Source organism: Soonwooa sp., from assembly GCF_030151385.1.
GTDB lineage: Bacteria > Bacteroidota > Bacteroidia > Flavobacteriales > Weeksellaceae > Soonwooa.
Window position 1 is genome coordinate 47,407 of record NZ_JASLDS010000049.1, and the last position, 26,981, is coordinate 74,387.

Sequence of the window (26,981 nt, forward strand, 5' to 3'; positions counted from 1 at the left end):
TAATTGATGAGTTCTTCTAAAACTGAAATTAATTCTTCGGACGAAATTAATGTTCGCGAAATTATCAAACCTTACATTAATAAATGGAAATGGTTTGTGTTTTCCGTGATTTGTGCTGTTTTTCTTGCTTTTTTTTATATTAAAACGACCCCATCTGTTTACGAAATTCAATCAACTGTATTGATTCGTGATGTTAAAAAATCTGCTTTGGATTTTGGGGCTATCGCAGATTTATCTAGTTTTGGGGGGAAAAGTTCAAGTACGATTAATAACGAGTTAGAAATTTTTAAATCTAAGAAATTAATTAAGACTGTTGCGGAGCGATATGATTTTCAAATAAAGTTGTTTTCAGAAAAGGATATGTTGAAGCAAGAAATTTTTGCGTCATCATCTCCAATCATGATTAAATTGATTAATGAAAAAAATGTAGAAAAGTATAATTTATTAAAGAAAAGGATTAAACCGGTTAAGATAAAACTGTCTGGGGATAAAATTGAGTTAAGTGGGGAAGATTTTTCTCAACCATTTATTGCTTCTTATAATAAAACGATAAGCTTACCCTTTGCCAATATTATCATTGTTAAAAACCCGAAATTCAAGGAGATTTATAAATCAAGATTAGGAGATTTATCATTTGAATATTATAATATAGATAAAACTGTTTCTTCTTTGCAAAAAGATTTGGATGTTAAGTTGGTTGATAAGGAGGCAACTATTGTCGGATTAGAAGCTAAGCAAGCCAATATTGAAAAAGGAAAGGTTTTTGTAAATGGTTTAATTGATGCATTTAATCATGATGCAATAGTTGATAAAAATTCGGAATCTCAGAAAACAATTGAATTTATCGATTCTAGGATTAATATTATTTCTAAAGAATTAGGAGAAGTCGAAAATGAAAAAGAAAGATTTAAGAAAAATAATAATATAGTAGATATAGTTGAAGAAACTAAGCTCAACTTAGAAACTACTACTAAAACTAGATTGGAATTAGTAAATGCAGATGCTCAGTTAGAATTAAATAACAATCTCATTGGTTATTTGTCAAAACAAGGTAGTAACCAGGTATTACCATCAGCTGTTGGCTTAAGTAATCCAACAGCATCTGCGAATATAACTTTATATAATGAGTTAATTTTACAAAGAAATAAATTGTTAGAAAATGCCACAACGCAGAATCCAGCCGTTGTGGAATTAACTAAAGAAATTTCAAATGTTAGAGCTGCAGTCTTGGATAATTTAGTTAAAAATAGATCAAACGTTGAAGCTTTAAGAAATCAATTGCAAAGTGAACTAACTTCTACTAATTCAAAGATTAGTAAAGTCCCAATGCAAGAAAAATTATTTAGAAGTATTGAAAGACAGCAAGCTATTAAAGAAAGTTTATTTCTTATTCTTTTGCAAAAAAGAGAGGAATCTGCAATTGCATTAGCTAATACTACTCCTAAAGCTAAAGTAGTTGATGATGCTTATCCTAGTGAAAAACCAATTTCACCTAAAAAATTAGTGGTTTTATTAGCTGCTTTGATTTGTGGTATGGCGGTTCCATTTGCTATAATCTATATTAGAGAATTGTTTAATAATAAAATTAGATCAAAGCATGATTTGGAACGACAAACAAATACTACTATTTTAGGAGAATTACCAAGGATAGTAAAAGGTAGTCCGGAGATTGTACAGCCTAATGATTTGTCACCTCTGGCAGAGGCATTTAGAATTTTGATTACAAATTTGAATTTTATGCTTCCTAAAAAAGATAAGGGAAAAACTATTTTTGTAACATCATCAATAAAAGGAGAGGGGAAGACTTTTACTTCTGTTAACTTAGCGCTTACTCTTGCCACATCTAAAGTAAAAGTTATTATTATTGGAGCTGATATCCGAAATCCACAATTACAGAGGTATAATACAAGTAGAAAAGGCCTAGAAGGACTAACAGAGTATTTACACGATACTACAACAAATATCAAGGACATAACGCATGTTTCAAGTTTTAATCCCAATCTTGATGTAATTTATTCTGGTAGTATTCCTCCAAATCCTACCGAGCTATTAAGTAATGGTAGAATAGACAATCTGATTGAAAATCTGAAGGGTTTATATGATTATATTATTGTTGACACAGCACCATTAATGTTAGTGACGGATTCTTTACTGTTCTCATATCTTGCTGATGTAACATTATATGTTACTAGATCTGGGTTTACAGAAAATAATATTATTAATTTTGCAAATGATACTATACAGAATGGTAAGATTAATAATGTTGGTTTCGTTGTGAACGATGTTTCAAAGGAAAATTTTGGTTATGGTAATAAATATGGTTATGGCTATAATCAATCTGAAGAGAAATCATGGTTGCAAAAACTTCTTGGGAAATAGCAATGAAAGCCCTATTTTCTAAATTTTTTCAAAATAATTTTTTTCGAGATAGCTTTTGGGCACTGTTAGGAAGTGTAATACTGAGAGGGTCAGCATTAGTATCTTCCATTATGCTTGCTCATATTTTGCAGAAAACAACCTTTGGAGAATTTAACTCATTGAAAAACACCTTGACCACATTGGCTGTTTTTACAACTTTTGGTTTAGGATACACATCGACAAAGTTTGTTTCTGATTTTTTACATTCGAAAAAAGCAAATTTGGAAAAGATTGTTTTGCAAATTTATTCGATCACCTTTGTATTTAGTGGTGTTGTTTCACTTTTATTATTTATATTTTCAAATGATATCTCAGTGTTTTATTATAAAAATGCTGATTTTTCGAATGAGATTAAATTACTAGCTGCATGGGTGGTTTTGACTGCAATTACAACCTCTCAAAGTGGAATTATAGGTGGTCTAGGAATTTTTAAGAAGTTGTCATTTGTAAACGTTTTAATGGGAATTATAACAATTATTGTTTTACCCATATTTTCATATACAAATGGTCTGATAGGTGCTTGTACTGCCTTATTAATAATACAATTTTTGAATTGTATCTTTAATTATTTTTTAATATCTAAAGAATTAAAACTTCTTGGAAATAATCGTATCAATAATACTAATTATACTGTAAATTATAAAGAAATTTTGCTTTTTTCAACTCCATTAACACTTATAGAAGCATTCTTTTCTATATTTCTATGGTTGAATTATTTTTTGCTTCAGAATTACCAAAATTATGATGAAGTTGCGATTTATTCTGCGGCAATGCAGTGGTATGTTGTTTTATTATTTATTCCATCAGTTTTACGTAATGTAATATTGTCATATTTTTCACGGGATGAAGAGGCGACAAGAGCTAGTGTTTTGAAAAATGCAATTTTAATTTCGGGATTTACCACTTTGATTCCTGCAGTCATTGTATTTATTTTCGCGCCGTATATCTCCGCAATGTATGGTAAGTCATTTACAGAATTAACAACAGTCCTAAGAATTATTGTATTTATACCTGTTTTTTCAAGTATTGTGAACGTTTTAGAACAATTTTTATTTTCTATTTCTAAAAACTGGATGGTTTTTATAATTTGCTTTATAAAAGATTCTTTCACCTTTTTATGCTTTGCTTATTTTGTTTTCTTTTTGAATATTAAACAAGGAGCAATTTATTTAACAGGTGCATATTTATTTATGAACTTTTTGGCTGCTCTAGTATACATGGTCATTTATTTTAGGACTGGAACTTTTAAACAGTATTTGGAAGTTAGTAAAATTTAGAATTAAAAATGGGTAAAATTTTTGCATTTATCATAGTAATTTTGGGTTTTTTTATTGCGTATTTCGCTCCTGATAGATATGAATACTCTTATAGTATAATCTGTGGGATTGTTTATGCAATTATTATCATTATGTATTATGTAGTTCGTAAGAAGGATAATTATTTTGATTTTGATTCGCTTTTCTTTTTTACACTATTTTTTGTGACTTTGTATTATCCCATCTTTATGTATGAAACGGATGCAACAAGGTATGTTTTCTTTTTGTTTCCTTTTGATTATCATGTTATTCCTAAATCTTCATCATTAGCAGTTCTTGGTGCTGCATGTTATATCTTCGGTTCTCTATTTGTTAAGAATAGTCAAGAAACAAAAAAGGTGACAGAAGTAGAACAGCAGGATTATAGACCTATTAAAACCAAGAAATTCTATTCAATTGCTCTAGTTTTATTTGTTTTATATGTTTTGACTGGAGGTTATCAAGAGTTAAGGTCTGTTTACTTTGGAGGTAATTATGAAGCAAATGTTGTAGCAAAGTATATTAATCTTTTTTGTCCACCATTTTTGTTTGCAGGTATTATCTGTGATTTTTATAACATGAAAAATCTATCTCCAAAGAAGTTTCAACTAAAGAAGATTAGTAAAATTGCCTACATTTCTATTGGTATTATAGTATTAGGATTAGTTTTTGCTGGAAGTAGAACAATTCCTCTACAAGTAATATTAATGATTTTTGGTTTGTATTCTTTACTATATAGGAAGATATCCTTACTTAGATTTTTTACATTTATTATTGTAGGTCTCACTATAATGTTTACAATTGTTGTTAGTAGAGGTTATAACCAAGATAGCAAATATTCTGCTGCCGATGTTGTAATGGACTTAATCATTAACAACAGAAACAATTTTTTGGCTGTTGAGGAAGTTAATAATCATGGCTTTACGTATGGAACATCATTATTGTCTCAGTTTGTAGCACCTGTACCATTTTTTCAAAATTTATTACTAGAGATGGGACTTAAAGAACAGGATATCACATCTCAAAAACTTTTTACATATTTGACTTATGAAGAATTAGCTAAATTTTATGGAGTTGGCACAACTATCATCGCTGATGTTTATATCGCCTATGGAGAAATTGGAATATTCTTTTTTATGGCTTTTCTTGGATATTTTATTAATAAAAATAGAGTAAATTCTCAGAATAGTATTTTTTCCATGACTATATATGGGGTTCTCATTTCTTATGCAGTATATCTAGCAAGAGCAGAATACTTTTTTTTTATGAGGTATTTAATTTGGACCTTAGTAGTTGTTTTCTTTGCAACAAAAAAAATTAAATTTACTTAAAGATATTTTCAATATTTTTTAGAATTTAAATATCGATGTATTATTATGAAGCTTTTGTATTGTATCCCATCCTTATCTACCAGCGGAGGAACTGAGAGGATTTTATTCGAAAAAATTAATTTTCTGATTAGTCATAATATAGATATTATTGTTGTGACTACAGAAGGTATTAATGAAAAACCTTTTTTTAGTATCGATTCAAGAATTAAAATTGTTGAATTGAATATTAATTTTAATAGTAATTTTAAGGATAAGTTATATCGCAAGTACATTAATACACATAAAAAGCTTATTGAATACAAGGCCAAGCTTGAACAAATTCTTGTTTCTGAATCTGTAGATATATGTATATCAACGGGGGCAAAGGAAATAGAGTTTTTATATAAGCTTAAAATGAATTGTAAAAAAATCTGCGAATTGCATTTTTCACAAGAATATCGGAAACAAGCTTATTTGTCTCGTAATTTAAATTTATTTTGGAAGTTTATTGGTGATTATAGGACAAAGTTATTTATAAAGCAGACTCAAGGTTTAGATGCGTTAGTTGTTTTAACAAAAGAAGATGAAAAAACCTGGAGACTTACCAATGCAAATGTAATCCAGATTTATAACTTTAGTGCAATTGAGTCAGAGAAGGTCGCTAAACTCAATAACAAGGTAGTTATTGCTGTTGGTCGATTAACAGAACAAAAAGGTCTTGATCGACTTATCCAAGCATGGTCTCTTGTTTCGAAAAAAAATAAGGATTGGATTTTGAAAATTTATGGAACTGGCGAGCTCGAGGATGAATTGAAATATCAAGCTAGAAGTCTCAATTTAGTAAACTCAATTTCCTTTGAAGGTCAAACCAAAAATATAACCGAGAAGATTTTAGATAGTTCTATTTTTGCATTATCCTCTAGATATGAGGGATTTCCTTTAGTTCTTTTGGAAAGTATTACTTGCGGAGTTCCTATAGTTAGTTTTGATTGCAAAACGGGACCAAATGAAATTATTATTAATGATGATTGCGGCATTTTGGTACAAGATTCTAATATAGAGAAGTTTGCAGAAGCATTAGATGCTCTTATGTGTGATTTTCATTTGAGAGTTGATAAAGGAAGTGCTGCGAAAATAACTTCTGCAAAATTTTCGAAACCATTTATAATGAATGAATGGATTCAATTATTTAACAAATTAAGTAGCAAGTAATGATATTAATTGATGCAATTTTTATTAATTGTGGTGGTGGCAAAATTTTATTAGACTACTTATATCAAGTATTACAAGAGTCTGGTCTAAATGTTACAATGCTTATTGATGAGCGTATTAAAGATGAATATATACTAAAACAAGATAAAAATATTAGTTTATTTTTTTTGAAAAAATTTTCTGAAAGAAATACTTTTCTCAAAACTAATAAAAATGCATTTAGTAAAGTTTTATGTTTTGGAAACACACCTCCTAATGTAAAAATGAAAGCAACAGTATATACTTACTTTCATCAAGCAATTTACTTTAATATTCCTAAAGAATTTAGCCTTTTAGAAAAAGTCAAATTTAATATAAAAATTTATGTATTAAAAAAATATAATAAAAACACAGATTTTTGGATGGTTCAGAGTGATTTTATTAGAAAAGGTTTGGAAAATAAATTTAAAATTGAAAATACTAGAATATTAGAAATTCCGTTCTATCCTCCTTTGTCGATACAAGATTTATATGTCCAAAGAGAAAAAAATACTTTTATATTTGTTAGTAATGCGACACCGAATAAAAATCATATTAGATTAATCAATTCTTTTTGTAAATTTTATGATAAATTTGGAATCGGACGACTTACATTAACGGTAAGCGATAGCTTTCCAGAAGTTAAAGGTATTATTGAAGATAGACAGAAACAAGGCTATCCAATAGAAAATTTGGGATTTATAACTCGTCACGATTTATGTTTGTATTATAGAAAATCTGAGTACTTAATTTTTCCGTCCTTAGCAGAAAGTTTTGGATTAGGAATTGTTGAAGCTATTGAAAATGGATGTAAAGTGATCGGTGCTGATCTCGGATACATGTACGAGGCTTGTGAGCCCAGTTTAGTTTTTAATCCTACTGAAGAACAAAGTATATATGATAGTTTTTGTATAGCAACTAGTCAAAACCTACCAGAAAGTAAGCAGAACATTTATAACAAAGTTGATGAATTAATAAAATTATTGAAAGATTAAAAAATGAAAATTAAAGATAAGATACTCTTGATTACAGGAGGGACGGGTTCTTTCGGAACAGCTGTTCTTAACCGTTTTTTGAAAACTGATCATTTTAAGGAGATTCGCATTTTTTCTCGTGACGAAAAGAAGCAAGATGATATGCGAAATTTTTACAAAAATGATAAAATTAAGTACTTTATTGGTGATGTCCGCGACTATAATAGTGTAGAATATGCTATGCATGACGTGGATTATGTTTTTCACGCTGCAGCTCTTAAGCAAGTACCATCTTGCGAATTTTTCCCAATGCAAGCGGTTAAAACCAATGTTGAAGGGACACAAAATGTAATCCGTGCAGCAGCAGCTAATAATGTTCAAAAAGTAATTTGTCTTTCTACCGATAAAGCAGCATATCCAATCAACGCAATGGGGATTTCTAAAGCTATGATGGAAAAAGTTGCGGTCGCAGAAGCCAGAAACCTTACTGATACTGTGGTTTGTTTAACCCGTTATGGGAATGTTATGGCATCACGTGGTTCTGTTATTCCCTTGTTTTTGGAGCAAATTAAAAATGGCGAAGACATAACTATTACAGATCCAAATATGACACGTTTTCTTATGTCTTTAGATGAAGCTGTAGAATTGGTTTTATTTGCATTTGAAAACGGAAATCCAGGCGACTTATTTGTCAATAAAGCACCTGCTGCCACAATTGGTGATTTAGCTAAAGCCGTTTTAGAATTGAAATCTGCGACAAATAATATTAAAATCATTGGAACGCGTCATGGTGAAAAGTTATACGAGACTCTTTGCACAAGAGAAGAAATGATGAATGCGGAAGACATGGGCGAATTTTATAGAATTCCGGCGGATAATCGAGATTTAAATTATGCAAAATACTTCTCGCAAGGAAATCAAATAGAGGAGACCATCGAAGATTATAATTCTCATAATACGAAAAGAGAAGATGTAGAAGGTGTAAAGGTTTTACTTAAAAAATTAAACTTATTTCAATAAAATTTTATGCTAATTCAAGGTAATGAGTTTATAGATCATAGAGGGAAATTACGATTTAATAATGATCTTGACTTGTCTGAGGTTAAAAGAATGTATGTTATAGAGAATCAAGATACAAATGTTGTTCGCGCTTGGCAAGCCCACAAAATTGAGAAAAGGTGGTTCGTTGCAGTAGAGGGGCAGTTTGAAATTAAACTCATTGAATTGGATGATTTTAACTCACCTTCAGATAACTTAGAAGTTGTAAAATTTACACTAAAAGCAGAAACTATGGATTGTTTGTGTATTCAGCCAGGTTATGCAACTTCTATTCATGCATTATGCGATAATGCAAAATTAGTCGTTTTCGCAAATTATCGATTAGGAGAAATAGATGACAACTATAAATTTGACTCACAAAAATGGAGATAACTATGAAAAAATTAAAATTAGCAACTATATTAGGAACTAGACCAGAAATTATAAGACTAGCAGAATGTATTAAAAAAAGTGATATTTACTTTGAACATATTTTGATTCATACTGGACAAAATTACGATTACGAATTAAATGAAATATTTTTTGAAGATCTAGGTCTTAGAAAACCAGATTATTTTTTGAATGTAGCGGGTGAGCATCTTGGAGAGACGATAGGTAATGTAATTGCTAAGTCATTTGAAATATTAACTAAAGAAAAACCTGATGCTATTTTAGTATTAGGAGATACCAATAGTGTGCTTAGTACCATTGCTGCTAAAAGATTAAAAATTCCTATTTTTCATATGGAAGCTGGTAACCGTTGCTTTGACCAAAACGTACCAGAAGAAATTAACAGGAAAATTTCTGATCATATTTCGGATATTAATTTGACTTATACTGAAAACAGTCGTCGCTATTTATTAAGTGAAGGCTTTAGAAAAGATCATGTATTTGTAACAGGATCGCCACTTAAAGAAGTACTAGAAAAGTACAATTCAAAGATTGAAGAAAGTGATGTTGTTAAGAGACTCGGTTTAGAAGAAAATAATTATATAGTTGTAAGTGCACATAGAGAAGAAAATATCGACTTGAATGATAATTTCGAAATACTTGTAAATTCGCTCAATAAAGTAGCAGAGAAATATGCTAAACCAATTATATTTTCTACCCATCCAAGAACAAAAAATAGAATTGAAAAGAATAATATAAAATTTCATCATTTAATTAAGAATGTCGCTCCTTTAGGCTTTTTTGATTATGTTAAATTACAGAAGCAAGCTTTTATTGTATTATCTGATAGTGGAACAATTAGTGAAGAGTCTGCAATGATGAAGTTTCCAGCTATAAGTATTAGAACGAGTACAGAGAGACCAGAAGCGATTGATGCTGGTACTATTGTCTTAGGAGGAATTACCCAGGATCAGATTCTTAATGCAATCGAAATAACAAAAGGTTTGTTTGATGAAAATATTAAACAACCTTTCGAATATGAAGTTACCAATACTTCCGACAGAGTTATTAAAGCAATAATGAGTTATACCTCTATTGTAAATAGAACAATTTGGAACAAACCAATGTAATCATGAAAAAGATTCTTATTATAGGTATTAAAGGTATGGCGGGACATATCTTCTTTAATTATTTCAATAATAAAAAAGAATTTGATGTCTACGGGGTTGCTCGAAATGTAGAATCTACAGACAGAATTTATGACTTAGATGTTTCTGACGTTGATGCTTTGGAAAAACTTATTCGAGAAAATAATTTTGACATTATTATTAATGCAATTGGTATCTTAAATAAAGATGCCGAAGATAATCCTGCAAAAGCAGTTTGGTTTAATAGTTATTTTCCTCATTTTTTAGAGAATGTTACAAAACAATCTTCCAGTAAAGTTATTCATATAAGTACAGACTGCGTGTTTTCTGGAAAAGATAATGGGCAATATACCGAAGATAGCTTTAAAAATGGAATTGGCTTCTATGCTCAATCAAAAGCTTTAGGCGAAATAGTTAATGATAAAGATTTGACATTAAGAACTTCTATTATTGGCCCAGAACTTAATAAAAATGGTATTGGACTATTACATTGGTTTTTGACACAACCAAATAATTCGGAACTTAATGGATTTAGTCAAGTATTTTGGTCAGGTGTAACAACCTTGGAGTTAGCTAAAGTTATTGAAGATGTTATAAAATATAATGTAGTTGGGCTAAAGCAGATTTCTCGAGAAAAGATATCCAAATATGATTTACTAAAATTATTCAATAAAGTATTTAAGAATAACGATTTGAAAATTAATAAGTCAAGTGATTATAAGTCGGATAAAAGCTTGAAAAGTAATAGAACTGATTATCAATACGATGTTCCTACATATGAGCAGATGCTTGTAGAAGTGAAAGCTTGGATGGAACTTAACGATTTTTTATACAAATATGAGTAAATTATTTGTAGTTTCTGAGCTTTTCTATCCTGATGAAACTTCAACAGCTTTTGTTATGACAAAAATTGTCAACAAGCTGGCTGAAATTAATGACGATATAGAGGTTATTTGTAGCGATTCTAATTATGACGACTCAAATCTGAAAAGTGAAAACTATAATCTTGCGTCTAAAGTTAAAAGAGTAGGAATTAAATCTTATAAAGGATCAAAAAATAATCTCTTATTAAGAACATTCCGTTTTTTCTCTTTGAGTTTAAAAATGTTTTTCTATTTATTAAGGCATGTTAAGACAAAAGATAAAGTTGTAATTGTAACGAATCCTGCGCCAATAATAGTTTTAGCATATATTCTAAAAAAGATTAAATCGAATTTTTTAGTTATTATTGTTCATGATGTTTTTCCAGAGAATACAATACCAGCTGGAATTTTTAAAAGTAAAAATTCAACATTTTATAAGTTTTTATTAAAAATTTTTAATATCTCATATTCCTTTGCAGATAGACTCATTGTCGTCGGAAGGGATGTTGGTAAAGTAATTCTCAATAAAATCGGAGAAAATAATGAAGAAAAAATAATTGTCATTGAGAATTGGGCTGAAACTTCAGATGTATTACCTCATTTCGCATCACCCTTAAAAGATAAGATAGTATTTCAATTTGCAGGCAATATTGGGAGGGTTCAAGGTTTGAAAGAACTTTTAGAAGTAATTAAGGATGTTAAAAATGATTTGTTAGAATTCCATTTCGTGGGAGATGGCGCGGTAAAACAAGAGCTAATTGATTATTGCAAAGAGAATCGTTTAATAAATGTAGTATTCAAACCTAGTTACAAAAGAGAGGAACAAACAAGAATACTTAATGATAGTGACATTGCGATTGTAACATTATCACAAGGGATGTTTGGACTTGGTGTACCTTCAAAATCATATAATATTATGGCCGCAGGTAAACCGATCCTGTATATTGGAGATAAGGATGGTGAAATAGACCATGTTGTAAATGAAAATAATATTGGTTATAGTTTTGAGAACTATCAGGATTTAAAGTTATTTTTTAATAGTTTAGGAACAGAAGATAAAAGCAAATTGATTGAGATGGGAAAAAAAGCTAGGAAATTAGCTGAAACAATATATTCTGAGGAGACTATTCTTAACAAATATCAAAGGTTTATCTAATATTAATGACAAAAATTGCAATTTTAGGTGCATCAGGATTTGTTGGGCAAAACTTATCATTTTTTTTGTCAAAAATTTATGATGTCAATCCTGTTTCTTTAAGAAATGAAGATTGGAAAGTTCTAACAAAAGATTCAAATGTTGTCATTAATCTTGTTGGTAAAGCACATGATCATAAAGGTGTGGCAACAGAAGTAGATTATTATTTTGCAAACTTAGATTTAGCCAAAGATGTCTTTACTGAATTTATGAGGTCAGATGCGAAATTATTTATTCATGTAAGCTCGTTGGCTGCAACAGAAGAATTTGAAAGTAATATACCACTTGATGAGAGTCAAAAACCAAATCCTCAATCTTTTTATGGAAAATCTAAAAGAGCGGCGGAAGAGTGGCTTTTAGATCAAGATTTGTTACAATGTAAGAAGTTAATTATTTTGCGACCACCAATGATTCATGGTCCAGGAGATAAAGGCAACCTTGGATTGTTATATAAATTAATTTCGAAGGGGATTCCGTACCCACTAGCTTCATTTGATAATCGGAGATCATTTATTTCAATAGATAATTTTACGTTTTTTATTAAAGAAATCATTGAAAAACAGAATCTTATAGAATCGGGGATATATCATATATCCGACGATGAATCAATCTCAACAAAGCAGATAATAGAGATTATTAAAAAAGTTGAGAATAAGAATGTAATAAATCTAAGTCTTCCAAAATCTGTTGTGAAAGCTTTAGCTAAGGTTGGTGATGTTTTACCTTTACCATTAAATACAAAAAGGTTAAAAAAAATGACCAGTAATTTATTAGTTTCCAATAAAGAAATAAAATCAGCATTAGGCATAGAAAAATTGCCTCTAAGCTCTGAAGAAGGATTGGAAATAACAATTAAAAGTTTTAAGGCAAGATAATATTTCTTTTGATTTCACCCGAATATAATACTTGCAATCACAAGAAAAAATTAAGGCGTTTTAGGATTAGGTTAGAAACGAAGCAAAACAGTGACTCGCTTATTTACTTAGATTCTGTAGCAGTTACATTGATTTTACTATCTATTCCTAGTCGATTGTATAGAAATATTATTCCTGAATCTTTATCCTGTAAAAGATTAAATTTTTTGTCCTCAAATCTATTTTCATTATTTAATGTAAAGTATTTACTATCTTTAGTAATCTGAATTTTTCCGTTGCTAAATAAAACAAATTCAAAATTATCATAAATATCTGTTGCCGAAATTTCAACTGAATATTTAACAGTCGTATTCGTTTTTTTGAGCTCTGATAGTTTTGAATTAGCCAATGCTATAAAGTCTTTGTTATTATTGGGTATATTTAGTTGCTGTGTCGATGTTAATTCGTCACTTTGGGAACTAGCTTTCTTCAAACTAATACCTTGACCCATAATTAAGTTATCTGGGAAAAGATTTTTTTCTTCATGTACATTTTGCTGGATGTATCCATTGTAAATAATTTTGCCATTGTTAAAATTAGAATTTACATCAGGTGGTAATGAAACATTTTTTAAAAATATAAGAAGTGAAGCATCGGGAATCTTGAAATTTAAATCTAAAGCAAAATCTTTACTAATTTTCGGGTCTCCCCAAGTTATAATGTTTTCTAAAAAAACACGTCCGTATGTGGTATTGCCAATATGAAGGCCATTACTCACACCAGCAAACATAACATTTTGGAATTGAAGATTCGAAATTGTTTCATTTTCGCCAATCCAGATGTTTGCGCCTTGTAATTTGTTCTGTTTTCTTATATCTGATACTAATTGTTCAATTCTAATATTTTCAAATTTTGCATTTGCGAATGAGTTGTAAGTTGTAGAATTTTCAGCGTACAAACCATAAAGTCCCTGGCACCAACTTTGACCTCCTGTGAAGAGAATATTTTGTGAAGGTAAAGCCACCGATTTGTAATATACAGTTGCTAAACCATAAGTGCCTGACCAATTCATATAATCTCTAACTGTAACGAAATCACAAAAACTAGAGAATAGAATTCCTACATCTGAGAGTGTAAATAAGTTATTTATGGTTGTCACTTCAGAATCTCCATTAAATTCGACACCTACATTAGCTTCTTTCATTTTGTTGGGATTTGCTAAGAACTGTTCTAAATCTTGTTTTGAAAATTGTAATTTATCACCAAATAAGAAAATTTTGACATTTTCTATGATTGGTTTATGAGCAGCGCCTACTATAAGACCTCTGTTTCCTTTTAGTCTAACCTTACCTGGAGTTGACATAACTAAAGTTACATCTTTAATATAGTTATAATCGTAGTTGCGTTCTTTAAGAATTCCTCCAACTTTTCCTAAAGAAAAGATATAGGTGTTTGATCTGTCAGTTTCCATGATTACTCTAGTTTTCGCCATTGAAGTGCCTTTTAGACCCTTTACCATGTACTCTCCTTTTTTTGTGTAATAATCACCAACACCTAAAGAGATATCATAAAAAACAGGCTCTAACTTTTGTAAAGCATCTACTAAATCTACATTAATATTATATGGAAAAACACCAAACCATTCAGGGTAAGCATAATCTGATGTAGATATAAAACTACCAGAAAGAACAATATTTTCAAATATTTTGATTCTTTCTGCATTAATTTTTGTTTGTTGTCCTATTAGTTTTGCATTAAGCAATTGTCCACCTTGAAAATTCAAAATAATATTTGGGTTGAGATTAAAATCAATTGTTTTATTTGCTAAATTGAATATATAACCATCAGGAATATAAATCGATTTTGATAAAGATTGACTCGCAGTTTGCATTGCCTTCAGAAAAGCTTGTGAATCATCTGATATGCCATCCCCCTTAGCTCCAAAATCTATTGGACTTATAGTATTAACTGTATTCTTTTTTTGATAATGCAGATTTTCAATTGCATTATTTTCCTTAGCATTTATTATGATGTGGAAAAAGCTAAAAATTAAAATATAAAAGTATTTCATTGCGTTAATGCTTTTTAAGTTTGGTTAAAAATAATCATTTTATTTTGATTGAAAAAAAGATTATTTTTGCACAAAAATCAAAATAGATGGATTATTTCGTAGTTTTTGTAAGTCTTATTTTACTTGAATTGCTTTACTTTAAAATTGCTGATAAATATAATATTATAGATAAACCCAATGAAAGAAGCTCCCATACTCAGATCACATTACGAGGCGGTGGCATTATCTTTTATTTGGCAGCAGCGATTTATTTTGTGGTTTCAGGATTCGAATATCCATATTTTTTCCTAGGATTAACATTAATTACACTAGTTAGCTTTATTGATGATGTAATGATGTTGTCCAATAAAATTCGTTTACTTGTCCAATTAATCAGTATGTTGTTGATGTTTTACCAAGTAGGAATGTTTTCTTTGGCTTGGTGGTTAATTCCAATCGCTTTAGTGGTTTCTGTGGGAACAATTAATGCGTACAACTTTATGGACGGAATAAATGGGATAACAGTTTCTAATAGCTTGGCAGTTCTTATTTTATTAGCAATTGTCAATAACTCTTTAAATTTTGTTGATCAAAATCTTATTTATTACACAATTTTATCTTGCTTGGTTTTTGGATTCTTTAATTTTAGAAATAAAGCAAAATGTTTCGCAGGTGACGTGGGTTCAGTGGCAATGGCATTTATTATTCTATTTCTTCTTGCTAATCTAATTGTGCAAACTGGAAATATTATTTACATATTATTTCTACTAATTTATGGATTAGATACAATCTTAACAATTATTAGAAGGTTATTAAGAAAGGAAAATATTTTTGAAGCGCATCGTTCTCACCTTTATCAATTTTTCGCCAATGAAAATGAAACGAATCGATTAATGATTTCCGCAATTTATGGTATTTTGCAGTTATTGGTTGGTCTTTTAGTTATTTATTCGACAACTATGAGTGTCAGCTTTCAAGTGATTATTGCAACTACACTGATGTTTTCAGGCACATTACTCTATTTAGCATTAAAGCAAAATTTAATTAAAAAACATAAAATTGCATAGTTTCTAGATTTATTTTAATAATTACGGAATTAAAAATAATTTAATATTTTTGTTGAAAATCATTGAAATGAAAACACAAAAAATAGGGATTACATTCTCGGCTTTCGATTTGTTGCATGCAGGGCATATAAAAATGTTGGAAGAAGCAAAAACAGTATGTGACCATTTAATTGTTGCTTTACAACTAGATCCAACTTTGGATCGCCCACATAAAAATAAACCAACCCAATCAATTGTCGAACGTTATATTCAACTAAAGGCATGCCGTTCAGTAGATGAGATTATCCCTTATAATACAGAGGAAGATTTAATGGATATTTTAAAATCTTTTGTTATTGATGTTCGCATCATTGGAGATGACTATCGTAATGTAGATTTTACTGGCAAGCAATATTGTGAAGAAAAAGGTATTGAGATTTACTACAATAAAAGAGATCATAATTTTTCTACTTCCGGTTTAAAAAGAGCTGTTTTTGAACAAGAATTAAAAAAACTTGAATCTTCGAAATAATGAAAATTAAAGAGACTCCACTTAAAGACTGTTATATTATAGAACCTACAATTTTTGAGGACGATAGAGGTTATTTTTTTGAAAAATTTAATGAAAATAAATTTAAGGAACTAACAGGCATGAATGGACATTTTGTTCAAGATAATATTTCTAAATCATCCTATGGAGTGCTTCGTGGTCTTCATTTACAAAAGGGAGAACATGCGCAAGCTAAACTTGTTTCTTGTCTTGAAGGAAAAGTTTATGATGTTGCAGTTGACTTAAGAAAGGATTCTCCAACTTATGGCAAATGGTTCGGAATTGAATTAACAGCCGAAAATAAGTTGCAGTTATATGTTCCAAGAGGATTTGGTCATGGTTTTTCTGTACTTAGTGAGACCGCAATTTTTTCTTACAAGTGCGATAATTTTTATCAAAAAGATGCGGAAGGTGCAGTAGCATGGGATGATCCAGATCTCGGAATTGATTGGCAGCTACCAATTGAAGATGTTATTCTATCAGAAAAAGATAAATTGTCTCCTAGTTTTAAAGACGAACAATTTTTATAAATATTAAAGAACCAAATTTTGGTTCTTTTTTTATTCCTAAATTTGCAAACTCAAATTCTTAATAATGCGTACAAAATCAACAGGTAAAAAGAAAATAAATATCGTAACATTGGGTTGCTCCAAGAATGTATATGATTCCGAAGTACTAATGGGACAATTGCAAGCCAACGGCAAAGAAGTTGTTCATGAGGACAAAGGCGATATTGTGGTAATCAATACTTGCGGATTTATTGACAATGCCAAAGAAGAGTCTATCAATACGATTTTGGATTATGTAGAAGCTAAAAGTAGAGGCGAAGTCGAAAAGGTTTTTGTGACAGGATGTTTGTCAGAACGTTACAAGCCAGATTTGATTCGCGAAATTCCAGATGTTGACCAATATTTTGGAACACGTGATTTGCCGATTTTATTGAAGCATCTGGGTGCCGATTATAAGCACGAATTGGTTGGCGAAAGATTAACGACGACGCCTAAGCATTACGCTTACCTCAAAATTTCTGAAGGTTGCGACAGACCTTGTTCGTTTTGTGCAATTCCTTTGATGCGTGGTGGGCACGTTTCAACTCCAATTGAAAAATTGGTTGAAGAAGCTTCTAAATTAGCTAAGAAAGGAACTAAAGAATTAATTCTTATTGCTCAAGATTTGACTTATTATGGTCTTGATATTTATAAGAAACGTGCACTTGGCGAATTGTTGAAAGAGTTAATTAAAGTTGAGGGTATCGAGTGGATTAGATTGCATTATGCATTTCCATCTGGTTTTCCAGAAGATGTTTTGGACATTATTCGTGAAGAGCCAAAAATCTGTAATTACATAGATATACCATTGCAACATATTAATTCAGACTTGTTGAAGTCTATGAAGCGTGGTACAACACACGAAAAGACTGATGCGCTTTTAGCAAAGTTCCGTGAGAAAGTGCCTGATATGGCAATTCGCACCACTTTAATTGTTGGTTACCCTGGTGAGACCGAAGAGCGTTTCCAAGAATTAAAAGATTGGGTTAGAGAGCAACGCTTTGACCGTTTGGGATGTTTTACTTATTCTCACGAAGAAAATACGACAGCGCATGTTTTAGAAGATGATATTCCACAGGAAGTTAAGGAAGCACGTGTAGAAGAAATTATGGAGTTGCAATCGCAAATCTCATGGGAGAAAAACCAAGAACGTATTGGTAAAGTCTATCGTTGTATTTTTGACCGTAAAGAAGGCAATTACTTTGTTGGTCGTACAGAATTCGATTCTCCAGATGTTGACAATACTGTGTTGGTCGAGGCTACCGATACTTATATTTCTATCGGCGAGTTTGCGGATGTGAAGATTACATCGGCAGAAGAGTTCGATTTGTATGGTGAATTAGTATAATTTCAAACCAAATAAAGACAAAACCTTGAGATTTTCTCAAGGTTTTTTTATGTCAAAATTTCGGGTTTTCTTAAAATTTCAATGATTTTGATTTAAATCGCTGTAAATCAATATGTTGTTTGTTTTTAAGATTTGTAAATTTTAATATTTTACAATATTTGTTTTTAATTGAACTTATTTTTGTGAATGTGATAAAAAATTCATCTGTTTTTGTTTTTAAATTTTTTATAAAAGAATCTTGTTTTTAGAAGATATGTAAAAAAATGAATTTAAGTCAAAATATCAAAAACGATTGTTTGTCAGTATTTTAAGCCATTTTTAAGCTTTTCGTAACATGTGTTTTTCTAATAAAAATTAACAAAATAAGTATAAAATTAACATTCTTTAACATTCTTTGGAGTTTGCTGTAAATAAAAGACTTAGAACGATTGTTAATTTAATTTTAAGATAATTTTAACATTTTGAAGCGTCGAATTTGTAGGCTGAAGTCATTTCGAAATAACTTTGCGGAGTCAAAACAATTAAACAATTCAACATGATCAAAAGAGTTATTCTTACAATCATAATGATGATTTCAACACTTGGTATTTTCTCTTTTACATACAAAGGAGATGCCACAGATGCTAAAACAAGTTTTGCATCGTACTACCACGATAAGTTTGAAGGTAGAAAAACAGCTAGCGGTGAAATCTTCGATAACGATGAGTATACAGCAGCTAACAGAACAATCCCTTTCGGGACAAAGGTAAAGATTACGAATCTTCGTAATGGTAAAAGTGTAGTAGTGAGAATTAATGATAGAGGGCCTTTTACAAAAGGGAGAGCTTTTGATATGTCAAAAGCAGCCTTTGCACAGATTGGAAGCCTTGCAGCAGGACATCTTCCAATCGAATATGAAATTGTCGATTAAGATTAAAAATTTTAGTTAGTAAGAAAAAGCATCTATAACAATTGCGTTATGGATGCTTTTTTTATTTTTGCTAAAAATTATTAAATGTTTAGTATCGAAGACGAATTTCAGGCCTTCAAGCAAGAATTAGAAAAATTGGGCATTCAGGTTATCAAAATCCAAAAAGTTGGTAACGGAAGCATGTCGTTCCACGAGCTTACCTACAAATCGCCTCGTTACGAGGAAGAAAAGAAAGTTTTTGTAGAAAGACACAAACTAGATGATTTGTTGGGCGATTTCAAAAAAGCTTACTCCTAACTAAGATTTCTTTCCGTAAAGTAAAAGTCTTTTGAAAGCATAGATTGCGGGCAATTTTGGAAAACTGTCGGCAATTCGATTTTTATATTCTTTGATAAAATCCTCGTGATGCACTTCATCCATATTTTCTAAATACGGAATTAAAGCAGAACCAGAAATAAAATCGAAAAGCTGATCGTGACTTTCCGCGATAATCGGGTAAATTCTGAGCGATAAATTCAAATTGGACAATCCGTTCTCAAAAAAGATTTGCGCGTAATCATCAATGCTTAAAACCTCCGATTTGCGATTCCAATTATTAAGTTGCGTTTTATAAGGCTCTTCTTCTGCCAAATCGAAAAGTATTTGGTTAAGTTTATTTTCGGGTTGATAAGGCATTTGTACAGCCAATTGTCCGCCTTTATTTAATTTAGAAATAATTTTCGGAAACAATTCTTGATGGTGATCTGACCATTGCAAGGCTGCATTACTAAAGATTAAATCCCACGTTTTATCATCTTCCAAAATCGCTTCGGTTGAGGATATTTTAAAATCTAAATTTTCTTTTTTGAAGACTTTTGATTGTTCCAGCATTTCGGGTGACGAGTCAATTCCTAAGAATTTGGAATTAGGGAATTTATCAGCAAGAATCGAAGTTTGCTCACCTGTTCCGCAACCCAAATCAATGGCACTCATGTTATTTTTATCTTCAATTAAGTCCATCAAGTCAAAAAAAGGTTTGTATCTAATATTTTTGAATTGATTATAAACGTCAGGATTCCAAGGCATATCTTTATTTTTTTGTTGATTATTTGCCATTTCGATATTAAGCCAAAGTTTCTATAGGATTTTAAGCTACGAAATAACAATCTTAAATTTGTTTTAAAACTTCATTAAATTTAAAAAGAATTGCTGACTTTTACCGACATTTGTTCTGTAAATTTCAAGTATGAAAAACGCCATTCTCATCACCATCGGTGATGAAATCCTTTCTGGAAACACTGTTGATACCAACTCTAACTTTATCGCAACAGAACTAAAATCAATCGGAATATCTGTAAAACAAATTTTCACGATTTCTGATGAAATAGAAGTTATAAAATCTACACTTAAAGATGCTTTCGATTTAGGCGACTTGGTGATAACAACAGGCGGTTTGGGGCCAACCAGAGATGATAAAACCAAGAAAGCTTTTTTGGAATTTTTTGATGATAGATTAATTTCAGATGAAAAAACATTTAAGCATTTGTCAGATTATTTGATTTCCAGAAATCGCCAAGATTTGTTGGAATTGAATAAAAGTCAAGCCGATGTCTTATCGAAAGCTGTCGTTTTTCAAAATGATTTCGGGACAGCGCCTTGTCAGATGATTGTACAAAATGGCAAAATGGTTTTCTCGTTGCCTGGCGTTCCTTATGAAGTAAAACCTTTGATTAAGGATAAAATAATTCCTTATTTAAAAGAGAAATTCGAGCTCGATTCTATTTTTACGAGAATTGTTTCGGTGGTCAACGTTCCCGAAAGTATTTTGGCAGAACGCATCGCAGATTGGGAAGATAATTTACCATCGCACATTACGTTGTCTTATTTGCCAATTGGAAACCGTGTAAAACTGAGAATAACCGCTTCTGGAAAAGATTCTTTGCAATTAGAAAATGATATCGAAACGCAAATTCAATCTTTATTAAAAATTATTAGCGAAAATGTAATCGCAACTTATGAAGATAAAATCGAAAAGATTTTAGGCGAAATTTTAACCGAAAGAAATCTTACAATTTCTTCTACGGAAAGTTGTACTGGCGGCGAAATTTCAAAATTGATTACTTCGGTTTCTGGAAGTTCCAAATATTTTTTAGGTGGAATTGTAACCTACGCCACTCAAAAGAAAATTGATATTTTAAAAGTTTCGGAAGAAACTGTTGCAGAACATACTGTTGTAAGCGAAGAAGTCGCGTTGGAAATGGCGCGAGGTGGACAAAAACTCTTTGGGACGGATATTTGTCTTTCTACGACTGGTGTTGCAGGACCAAGCAAAGGAGAAGATGGTAAAGATGTCGGAACGGTTTTCTATTCAATTCGAATTCATGATGTTGAAAAAGTTTCACATTTATATTTACCTTATATGGAACGAACAGATTTCATGAATTTCGTCGCACAACGTATTTTGCAAGATTTGGTGGCGATGTTGGTACAGAATCATTGATAATTCTCATTATAAGAAATTATTGCATCAATATTTTCTTTTGTAGCTTTGATAGGTTTTTAAATTCAATCATGAAAAATTTAGTTTTAGCTGGTATTGCCATTATTGCATTGGCTTCTTGCGAAAAGAAAAATCTTGAAGTAAAGCATGTTTCCGACATGGAATCGCAGCCAAAAATAACGGCAAAAGTTGTTAATGAAGAAGATCCTGTTTGCCACATGAAAACCGCGGGACACGTTAGTGATACCGTTACATACAAAGCGCAGGTTTATGGATTTTGCAGTTCCATTTGTAAAGATGAATTCAAGAAAAATCCTGATTCTTACATAAAATAAAATGTCAACAACCGAAAACATTCAGTCTTCAAAAGCAAAAAAAATGTGGATTCCCATTTTGGTAATTCTGCTGATTGCTGCTTTGGTTTTTGGTGTTCGACAATACATGAGTTCGTCGCTTTTTACGGTGATGAAAGTTCCCGAATTTTCTTTGAAAGACCAAAATAACAAAACGATTACCGACAAAGATATGCTTGGGAAAGTTTATTTGGTGGAGTTTTTCTTTAGTCGTTGTCCTACGATTTGTCCAGTGATGAATACCAATATGCGACACATCGAAGAGGAAATCAACGATCCAAATTTTGGTATTATTTCAATTAGTATCGACCCCGAAAATGATACTCCCGAAATTTTAAAAGAACACGCCAAAAAAATCGGTGCAAAATCTCCGAATTGGCATTTCTTAACTGGCGATCGTACCTACATCGGCGATGTTGCCAAAAAGTTCGAGATTTATGTTGGCGACCAAAAAGACAAAGCCGAAAGTCTTAATCACAGCGGCGAAATCGCTTTGGTGGATAAAGATGGCAATATCAGATGTCGTTTTGGGAAAGATGGGATGCCGATTTTGTATTATTCTGGGCTCAATTACGAAGACGAAGCGGGAACCAAAGCCAGTTTGGTTGGTAAGTATCATCCAGACCGCGAGCTTTTGATTGAAGATATCAAGAAGCTTCTAAAATAGACGTTAATTAATGTTAAGGATACCTTGAATTGTCCGTCAATCTTTATCTTTAGGCATCTTTTAATTAACTTTTAATCGAAAATTTTAAAAATGAAAGTATTAAAAATAGCAGCTGTCGGTTTTTTGATGGCTTCAAGTTTTATGTCGGCGCAGTTTAAGCAAGCACCGCTTCCTTACGCTTATAATGCTTTGGAAGCTGCTGTGGATGCAGAAACCATGGAAATTCATTACAGCAAGCATGCTGCAGGATATACAGCAAATCTCAACAAAGCTATCGCAGGAACGCCAATGGAAAAGGAAAGTCTTTTTACTATTCTTTCTCATATTTCTAAAGAGTCGCCAGCCGTGAGAAATAATGCTGGTGGACATTATAACCACGAGTTATTTTGGACAGTTTTAACACCGAAAAAAGACACTAAAGCTTCTGCAAAATTAGCAAAAGCTATTGTAGATAATTTCGGAAGTATAGATGCTTTTAAAGAAAAAATGGCAAAAGCTGGCGCTGAAAGATTTGGTTCTGGCTGGGCTTGGTTAATTGTTACACCAGACAAAAAATTAGTGGTTACTTCAACGGCAAATCAAGATAATCCGTTGATGGATATTGCAGAAGTTAAGGGAACACCGATTTTTGCAATTGATGTTTGGGAGCATGCTTATTATCTAAAATATCAAAATAAACGTGCAGATTATTTAACGGCATTGTGGAATGTTGTCAATTGGGATGAAATCTCAAAACGTTATGAAACTGCTGTGAAGTAAATTATTTTTTCACAACAAAAATATCAACTCGCTTTTCAAATTTAGGAAGCGAGTTTTTTTGTTAAAATTTAATTTTATTTTAAGTTCCAAAACACGATTATTTCACACTTCTTGTAACTTTGCACATCAAAATTGAGAGAACAACTGTGGACAAATCAAGACAAATTTTTCAAACGGAAAATACAAAACGTTGGAGAAATGTAAAATGGAGTAGTCGAATCATCATCTTCTGTATCGTGCTACTTTTCGGGGCTTTAGCGCTAATGATGAAATTAGATAAAAATCCCCAACTTCCTTTTCATGAAGATTTCAAAGCTGTAATTTCAGCGAACAAGCCTTTTTTACAAGAGAACAAAATTTCTAAAGAATACCAAGGTTTCCGAAGTTTTATTCATGCTAAAAAAATGCAAACCAACGAAGAAAAAATCACGAAAGCTCGTGAAGAACGTCTTCAAAATCAAAGCAAAAACTGGTATCAATTTCCTGCGGGAATTCGCTCGGCTTTCTATGTTGCATGGGATCCACAATCTTTGATGTCTCTAAAAAGAAATATCAAAAACCTAAATCTTGTATTTCCAGAATGGTTTTTTATCGACCCAAAAACAGGTGATTTAAAAACACAAATGGACCCCGAAGGTTACAAAGTCATCAAAAGAACTGGCGTTGCCGTTATGCCAATTTTGAGTAACAACTCCAATCAGGAATTCCACTCAGAAGGGATTGGGAAGATTTTGGGCGACCCTGTAAAACGCATGGCTTTAATTGATAAAGTCGCGACACAATGTGTGAAAAATAATTTTAAAGGAATAAATATCGACTTCGAGGACTTAAATCTTAATTCAGACCAAGTTTTAGTGGATTTTATGAAGGATTTGAGTACAGTTTTCAAGAAAAACAACCTCTTGATTACGATGGATGTCATGACGGATAACGACGATTATAACATTCAAAAACTCGACCCTTACGTAGATTATTTTGTGTTGATGGCTTATGATGAATATTCGGCAAGCAGCGATGCTGGACCAGTTTCTTCACAAAAATGGATTGAAGCGCAAACCGACAAAATGATTAAAAAGACAAGTCCTCAAAAAGTGATTTTGGGACTTGGAGCTTATGGTTACGATTGGAGTTCTAACAAAGATCAAAATACGTCGGTAACTTACATGCAAGCTATTACAAAAGCCAATGCCAGTAAGGCTTCTATTAATTTTGATGACAATACTTTTAACCTCAATTATTCTTATCAGGATAGTCAGAAAAATACACATACCGTTTATTTTAATGATGCAGCTTCGTTGTTCAATACGATGCGTTTCGCTTCGGAATATCCGTTGGCAGGAACGGCTTTGTGGCGTTTGGGAAGTGAGGACAGCAGAACTTGGTTGTACTACAATCAAGATATGACTTTGGAAGGTTTAACGAAGTTTAATATGCAAAAACTTCAAAATGTGAAAGGTCAAACCATGGTCGATTACATCGGGGATGGCGAGGTTTTAGATGTTCTAAATACGCCTCATGATGGTAAAATAAAATTGGAAGTTGACCCATCACTTCAGATTATTACCGACGAAAATTATGTGACTTATCCAAGTTCTTATGAGGTTAAAAAATATGGAGCTGCGCCGCAAAAGCAATTGGTTTTAACCTTTGATGATGGTCCAGATGAGACGTATACACCACAGATTTTGGATGTTTTGTCAAAATATCATGTTCCGGCAGCTTTCTTTTTGGTGGGAATTAATGCCGAGAAAAATTTACCGCTCGTAAAACGTATTTATAAAGAAGGTCACGAAATTGGGAATCACACTTTCACGCACGAAAACATTGCGAAAGTGGATCCAGAGCGTGCTTTAATGGAATTAAAACTTACACGACTTCTTATAGAATGTGTGACTGGACATAGCACGATTTTGTTCCGTGCGCCTTATAACGCGGATTCTGAGCCGACAACGCCCGAGGAGATTATTCCCGTGGCTTTGGCGAGACAACAAAATTATTTGGATATTGGCGAAAATATCGACCCTGAAGATTGGGAACCAGGCGTAAAAGCCGACCAAATTGTAGCCCGAGTTTTGGATGGTTTAAAACACCAACGTGGAAATATCATTTTACTTCACGATGCTGGCGGCGATTCGCGTGCAGAAACTGTGAAAGCTTTAAAAATTTTAATTCCGATGTTGCAAAAGCAAGGTTATCAGTTTGCGAATCTTGAAAGTATTTTGCACAAAAGTAAAAGCGAATTAATGCCCGAAGTTCCAAAAACCAAAGCTTACTATATTATGCAGCTAAACTTGGTTTTGGCAACCATTATTTATGGTGTAAGCCATTTCTTGGTGGCATTATTTGCAATTTTTATTGGCCTTGGAATCATCCGATTATTACTCATGCTTTATTGGGCAATTCGTGAACATAAAAAAGAGAAAAAACTTAGCGAATTCCCTGTTTTGGAAACCTATCCTAAAGTTTCGATTATCGTTCCTGCTTATAATGAAGAAGTGAATATTGTTTCGTCACTTCGAAATTTATTGAATCAAACTTATCCTAATTTTGATATTGTTTTTGTAGATGATGGCAGTAAAGATGCAACTTTGGAAAAGGTGAAAGAAGCTTTTTCCAATGAATCTAAACTTAAAATTTTAACTAAAATAAATGGAGGAAAAGCAACCGCGCTCAACTATGGAATCTCGCAAACTGACGCCGAATATGTGGTTTGTATCGATGCAGATACCAAATTGGAGCAAAATGCTGTAAAATATTTAATTGCTCGATTTTTAAATGCTAAAGAAGACGAAAATATCGCCGCTGTTGCAGGAAATGTAAAAGTTGGAAACCGCGTCAATTGGCTTACAAGATGGCAATCGATTGAATATACCACGAGCCAAAATTTTGATAGATTGGCTTATGCCAACATCAATGCGATTACGGTAATTCCAGGTGCGATTGGTGCTTTCAGAAAATCTGTGATTGACGAAGTGGGAGGCTATTCGTCGGATACTTTGGCGGAAGATTGCGATTTAACGGTTAAAGTTTTGAAAAACGGCTACACGATTGCCAACGAAAACAAAGCCGTTGCGATTACCGAAGCACCAGAAAGCGTAAAACAGTTCCTGAAACAGCGTTTCCGTTGGACTTATGGCATTATGCAAATGTTCTGGAAGCAACGTCAAACTTTCCTCAATCCAAAATACAAAGGTTTGGGACTTTGGGCGATGCCAAATATTTTGTTGTTCCAATACATTATTCCGTTTTTCTCGCCATTGGCAGATTTAATTATGTTTTTCGGAATTTTGTCAGGGAATGGTAGTAAGATTTTCACCTACTATTTATTGTTTTTGATTGTGGATGCTGCTTTAGCCTTTATTGCATTCTTTATGCAAAAGGAAAAATGGACAGATTTATTCTACATCATTCCGCAGAGATTTGGTTACAGATGGTTGATGTACATTGTTTTGTTCCGAAGTTTAAGAAAAGCTTTACAAGGCGAATTACAAACTTGGGGCTTCCTAAAACGAACCGGAAACGTAAAAGATATTGCCACCAACCCGCAATAGAATTT

The 26,981-nt window shown here is 31.9% G+C and carries 24 protein-coding genes; 22 read left to right on the forward strand and 2 right to left on the reverse strand.

The genetic code is table 11. The features are described 5' to 3' along the window. Positions 1-6 precede the first annotated feature (6 nt). The 11 genes from Q1V95_RS09070 to Q1V95_RS09120 are packed head-to-tail and all read left to right on the forward strand — an operon-like array spanning position 7 to position 12,736. Positions 7-2,379 carry a polysaccharide biosynthesis tyrosine autokinase gene (locus Q1V95_RS09070; protein ID WP_300672932.1) on the forward strand — a complete coding sequence of 791 codons (2,373 nt, stop codon included), beginning with the start codon at positions 7-9 and terminating at the stop codon, positions 2,377-2,379. Beyond that, positions 2,352-3,695 carry an oligosaccharide flippase family protein gene (locus tag Q1V95_RS09075; RefSeq protein WP_300672934.1) on the forward strand — a complete coding sequence of 448 codons (1,344 nt, stop codon included), beginning with the start codon at positions 2,352-2,354 and terminating at the stop codon, positions 3,693-3,695. The genes Q1V95_RS09070 and Q1V95_RS09075 overlap by 28 nt, the downstream gene beginning before the upstream one ends. An 8-nt stretch (positions 3,696-3,703) precedes the next feature. Further along, positions 3,704-5,044: an O-antigen polymerase gene (locus Q1V95_RS09080; protein ID WP_300672936.1), complete on the forward strand. Its 1,341-nt coding sequence runs from the start codon at positions 3,704-3,706 to the stop codon at positions 5,042-5,044. A gap of 45 nt (positions 5,045-5,089) precedes the next feature. Next, positions 5,090-6,235 (forward strand): glycosyltransferase family 4 protein, encoded by a 1,146-nt coding sequence (locus Q1V95_RS09085; RefSeq protein ID WP_300672938.1) that lies wholly within the window; start codon positions 5,090-5,092, stop codon positions 6,233-6,235. Next, positions 6,235-7,248 carry a glycosyltransferase gene (locus Q1V95_RS09090; protein WP_300672940.1) on the forward strand — a complete coding sequence of 338 codons (1,014 nt, stop codon included), beginning with the start codon at positions 6,235-6,237 and terminating at the stop codon, positions 7,246-7,248. The genes Q1V95_RS09085 and Q1V95_RS09090 overlap by 1 nt, the downstream gene beginning before the upstream one ends. Before the next feature lie 3 nt (positions 7,249-7,251). Beyond that, positions 7,252-8,247 carry a polysaccharide biosynthesis protein gene (locus tag Q1V95_RS09095; RefSeq protein ID WP_300672942.1) on the forward strand — a complete coding sequence of 332 codons (996 nt, stop codon included), beginning with the start codon at positions 7,252-7,254 and terminating at the stop codon, positions 8,245-8,247. Positions 8,248-8,253: 6 nt separating this feature from the next. Next, on the forward strand, positions 8,254-8,658 hold the full coding sequence (locus Q1V95_RS09100) for a WxcM-like domain-containing protein (RefSeq protein ID WP_300672944.1): 405 nt from the start codon (positions 8,254-8,256) through the stop codon (positions 8,656-8,658). A 2-nt stretch (positions 8,659-8,660) separates the two neighbouring features. After that, a complete protein-coding gene (gene wecB / locus Q1V95_RS09105; RefSeq protein WP_300672946.1) occupies positions 8,661-9,785 on the forward strand; it encodes a UDP-N-acetylglucosamine 2-epimerase (non-hydrolyzing) in 1,125 nt (374 codons plus the stop codon). 2 nt (positions 9,786-9,787) lie between these two features. After that, positions 9,788-10,648: an SDR family oxidoreductase gene (locus Q1V95_RS09110; RefSeq protein WP_300672948.1), complete on the forward strand. Its 861-nt coding sequence runs from the start codon at positions 9,788-9,790 to the stop codon at positions 10,646-10,648. Continuing rightward, entirely contained in the window at positions 10,641-11,822 is a 1,182-nt protein-coding gene (locus Q1V95_RS09115; RefSeq protein ID WP_300672950.1) for a glycosyltransferase family 4 protein, read from the forward strand. Before Q1V95_RS09110 ends, Q1V95_RS09115 begins: the two co-directional genes overlap by 8 nt. A gap of 5 nt (positions 11,823-11,827) precedes the next feature. Continuing rightward, the gene (locus Q1V95_RS09120) at positions 11,828-12,736 is read left to right on the forward strand and encodes an NAD-dependent epimerase/dehydratase family protein (protein WP_300672952.1); all 909 of its coding nucleotides are present in this window, start codon (positions 11,828-11,830) and stop codon (positions 12,734-12,736) included. 103 nt (positions 12,737-12,839) lie between these two features. Here Q1V95_RS09120 and Q1V95_RS09125 read toward each other — a convergent pair whose 3' ends face one another. Continuing rightward, a complete protein-coding gene (locus Q1V95_RS09125) occupies positions 12,840-14,786 on the reverse strand; it encodes a hypothetical protein (RefSeq protein WP_300672954.1) in 1,947 nt (648 codons plus the stop codon). 86 nt (positions 14,787-14,872) lie between these two features. Between Q1V95_RS09125 and Q1V95_RS09130 the strand changes: the two genes are divergently transcribed. The 6 genes from Q1V95_RS09130 (at position 14,873) to Q1V95_RS09155 (ending at position 19,464) form a co-directional block, all read left to right on the forward strand. Next, the gene (locus Q1V95_RS09130) at positions 14,873-15,832 is read left to right on the forward strand and encodes a glycosyltransferase family 4 protein (RefSeq protein ID WP_300672956.1); all 960 of its coding nucleotides are present in this window, start codon (positions 14,873-14,875) and stop codon (positions 15,830-15,832) included. Positions 15,833-15,899: 67 nt separating this feature from the next. Beyond that, positions 15,900-16,343 carry an adenylyltransferase/cytidyltransferase family protein gene (locus tag Q1V95_RS09135; RefSeq protein ID WP_300672958.1) on the forward strand — a complete coding sequence of 148 codons (444 nt, stop codon included), beginning with the start codon at positions 15,900-15,902 and terminating at the stop codon, positions 16,341-16,343. Beyond that, positions 16,343-16,891: a dTDP-4-dehydrorhamnose 3,5-epimerase gene (gene rfbC / locus Q1V95_RS09140; RefSeq protein WP_300672960.1), complete on the forward strand. Its 549-nt coding sequence runs from the start codon at positions 16,343-16,345 to the stop codon at positions 16,889-16,891. Before Q1V95_RS09135 ends, rfbC begins: the two co-directional genes overlap by 1 nt. 64 nt (positions 16,892-16,955) lie before the next feature. Continuing rightward, on the forward strand, positions 16,956-18,257 hold the full coding sequence (rimO, locus tag Q1V95_RS09145; RefSeq protein WP_300672962.1) for a 30S ribosomal protein S12 methylthiotransferase RimO: 1,302 nt from the start codon (positions 16,956-16,958) through the stop codon (positions 18,255-18,257). Positions 18,258-18,792: 535 nt separating this feature from the next. After that, on the forward strand, positions 18,793-19,167 hold the full coding sequence (locus Q1V95_RS09150) for a septal ring lytic transglycosylase RlpA family protein (RefSeq protein WP_300672964.1): 375 nt from the start codon (positions 18,793-18,795) through the stop codon (positions 19,165-19,167). A gap of 84 nt (positions 19,168-19,251) precedes the next feature. Next, on the forward strand, positions 19,252-19,464 hold the full coding sequence (locus tag Q1V95_RS09155) for a hypothetical protein (protein WP_300672966.1): 213 nt from the start codon (positions 19,252-19,254) through the stop codon (positions 19,462-19,464). Here Q1V95_RS09155 and Q1V95_RS09160 read toward each other — a convergent pair whose 3' ends face one another. Further along, entirely contained in the window at positions 19,465-20,232 is a 768-nt protein-coding gene (locus Q1V95_RS09160) for a methyltransferase domain-containing protein (RefSeq protein WP_300673086.1), read from the reverse strand. It lies immediately after the preceding gene. A gap of 160 nt (positions 20,233-20,392) precedes the next feature. On the opposite strand from Q1V95_RS09160, the gene Q1V95_RS09165 reads away from it, so the two are divergent. The 5 genes from Q1V95_RS09165 (at position 20,393) to Q1V95_RS09185 (ending at position 26,976) form a co-directional block, all read left to right on the forward strand. Beyond that, positions 20,393-21,646 carry a CinA family nicotinamide mononucleotide deamidase-related protein gene (locus Q1V95_RS09165; RefSeq protein ID WP_300672968.1) on the forward strand — a complete coding sequence of 418 codons (1,254 nt, stop codon included), beginning with the start codon at positions 20,393-20,395 and terminating at the stop codon, positions 21,644-21,646. Between the two features lie 71 nt (positions 21,647-21,717). Then, positions 21,718-21,981: a YHS domain-containing protein gene (locus tag Q1V95_RS09170; protein WP_300672970.1), complete on the forward strand. Its 264-nt coding sequence runs from the start codon at positions 21,718-21,720 to the stop codon at positions 21,979-21,981. Position 21,982: 1 nt separating this feature from the next. Beyond that, positions 21,983-22,666 carry an SCO family protein gene (locus Q1V95_RS09175; protein ID WP_300672972.1) on the forward strand — a complete coding sequence of 228 codons (684 nt, stop codon included), beginning with the start codon at positions 21,983-21,985 and terminating at the stop codon, positions 22,664-22,666. 90 nt (positions 22,667-22,756) lie between these two features. Then, positions 22,757-23,425, forward strand: coding sequence for a superoxide dismutase (locus Q1V95_RS09180; RefSeq protein WP_300672973.1), 669 nt, complete (start codon positions 22,757-22,759; stop codon positions 23,423-23,425). 146 nt (positions 23,426-23,571) lie between these two features. After that, entirely contained in the window at positions 23,572-26,976 is a 3,405-nt protein-coding gene (locus tag Q1V95_RS09185) for a glycosyltransferase (protein WP_300672975.1), read from the forward strand. The last annotated feature ends 5 nt before the right edge of the window (positions 26,977-26,981 follow it).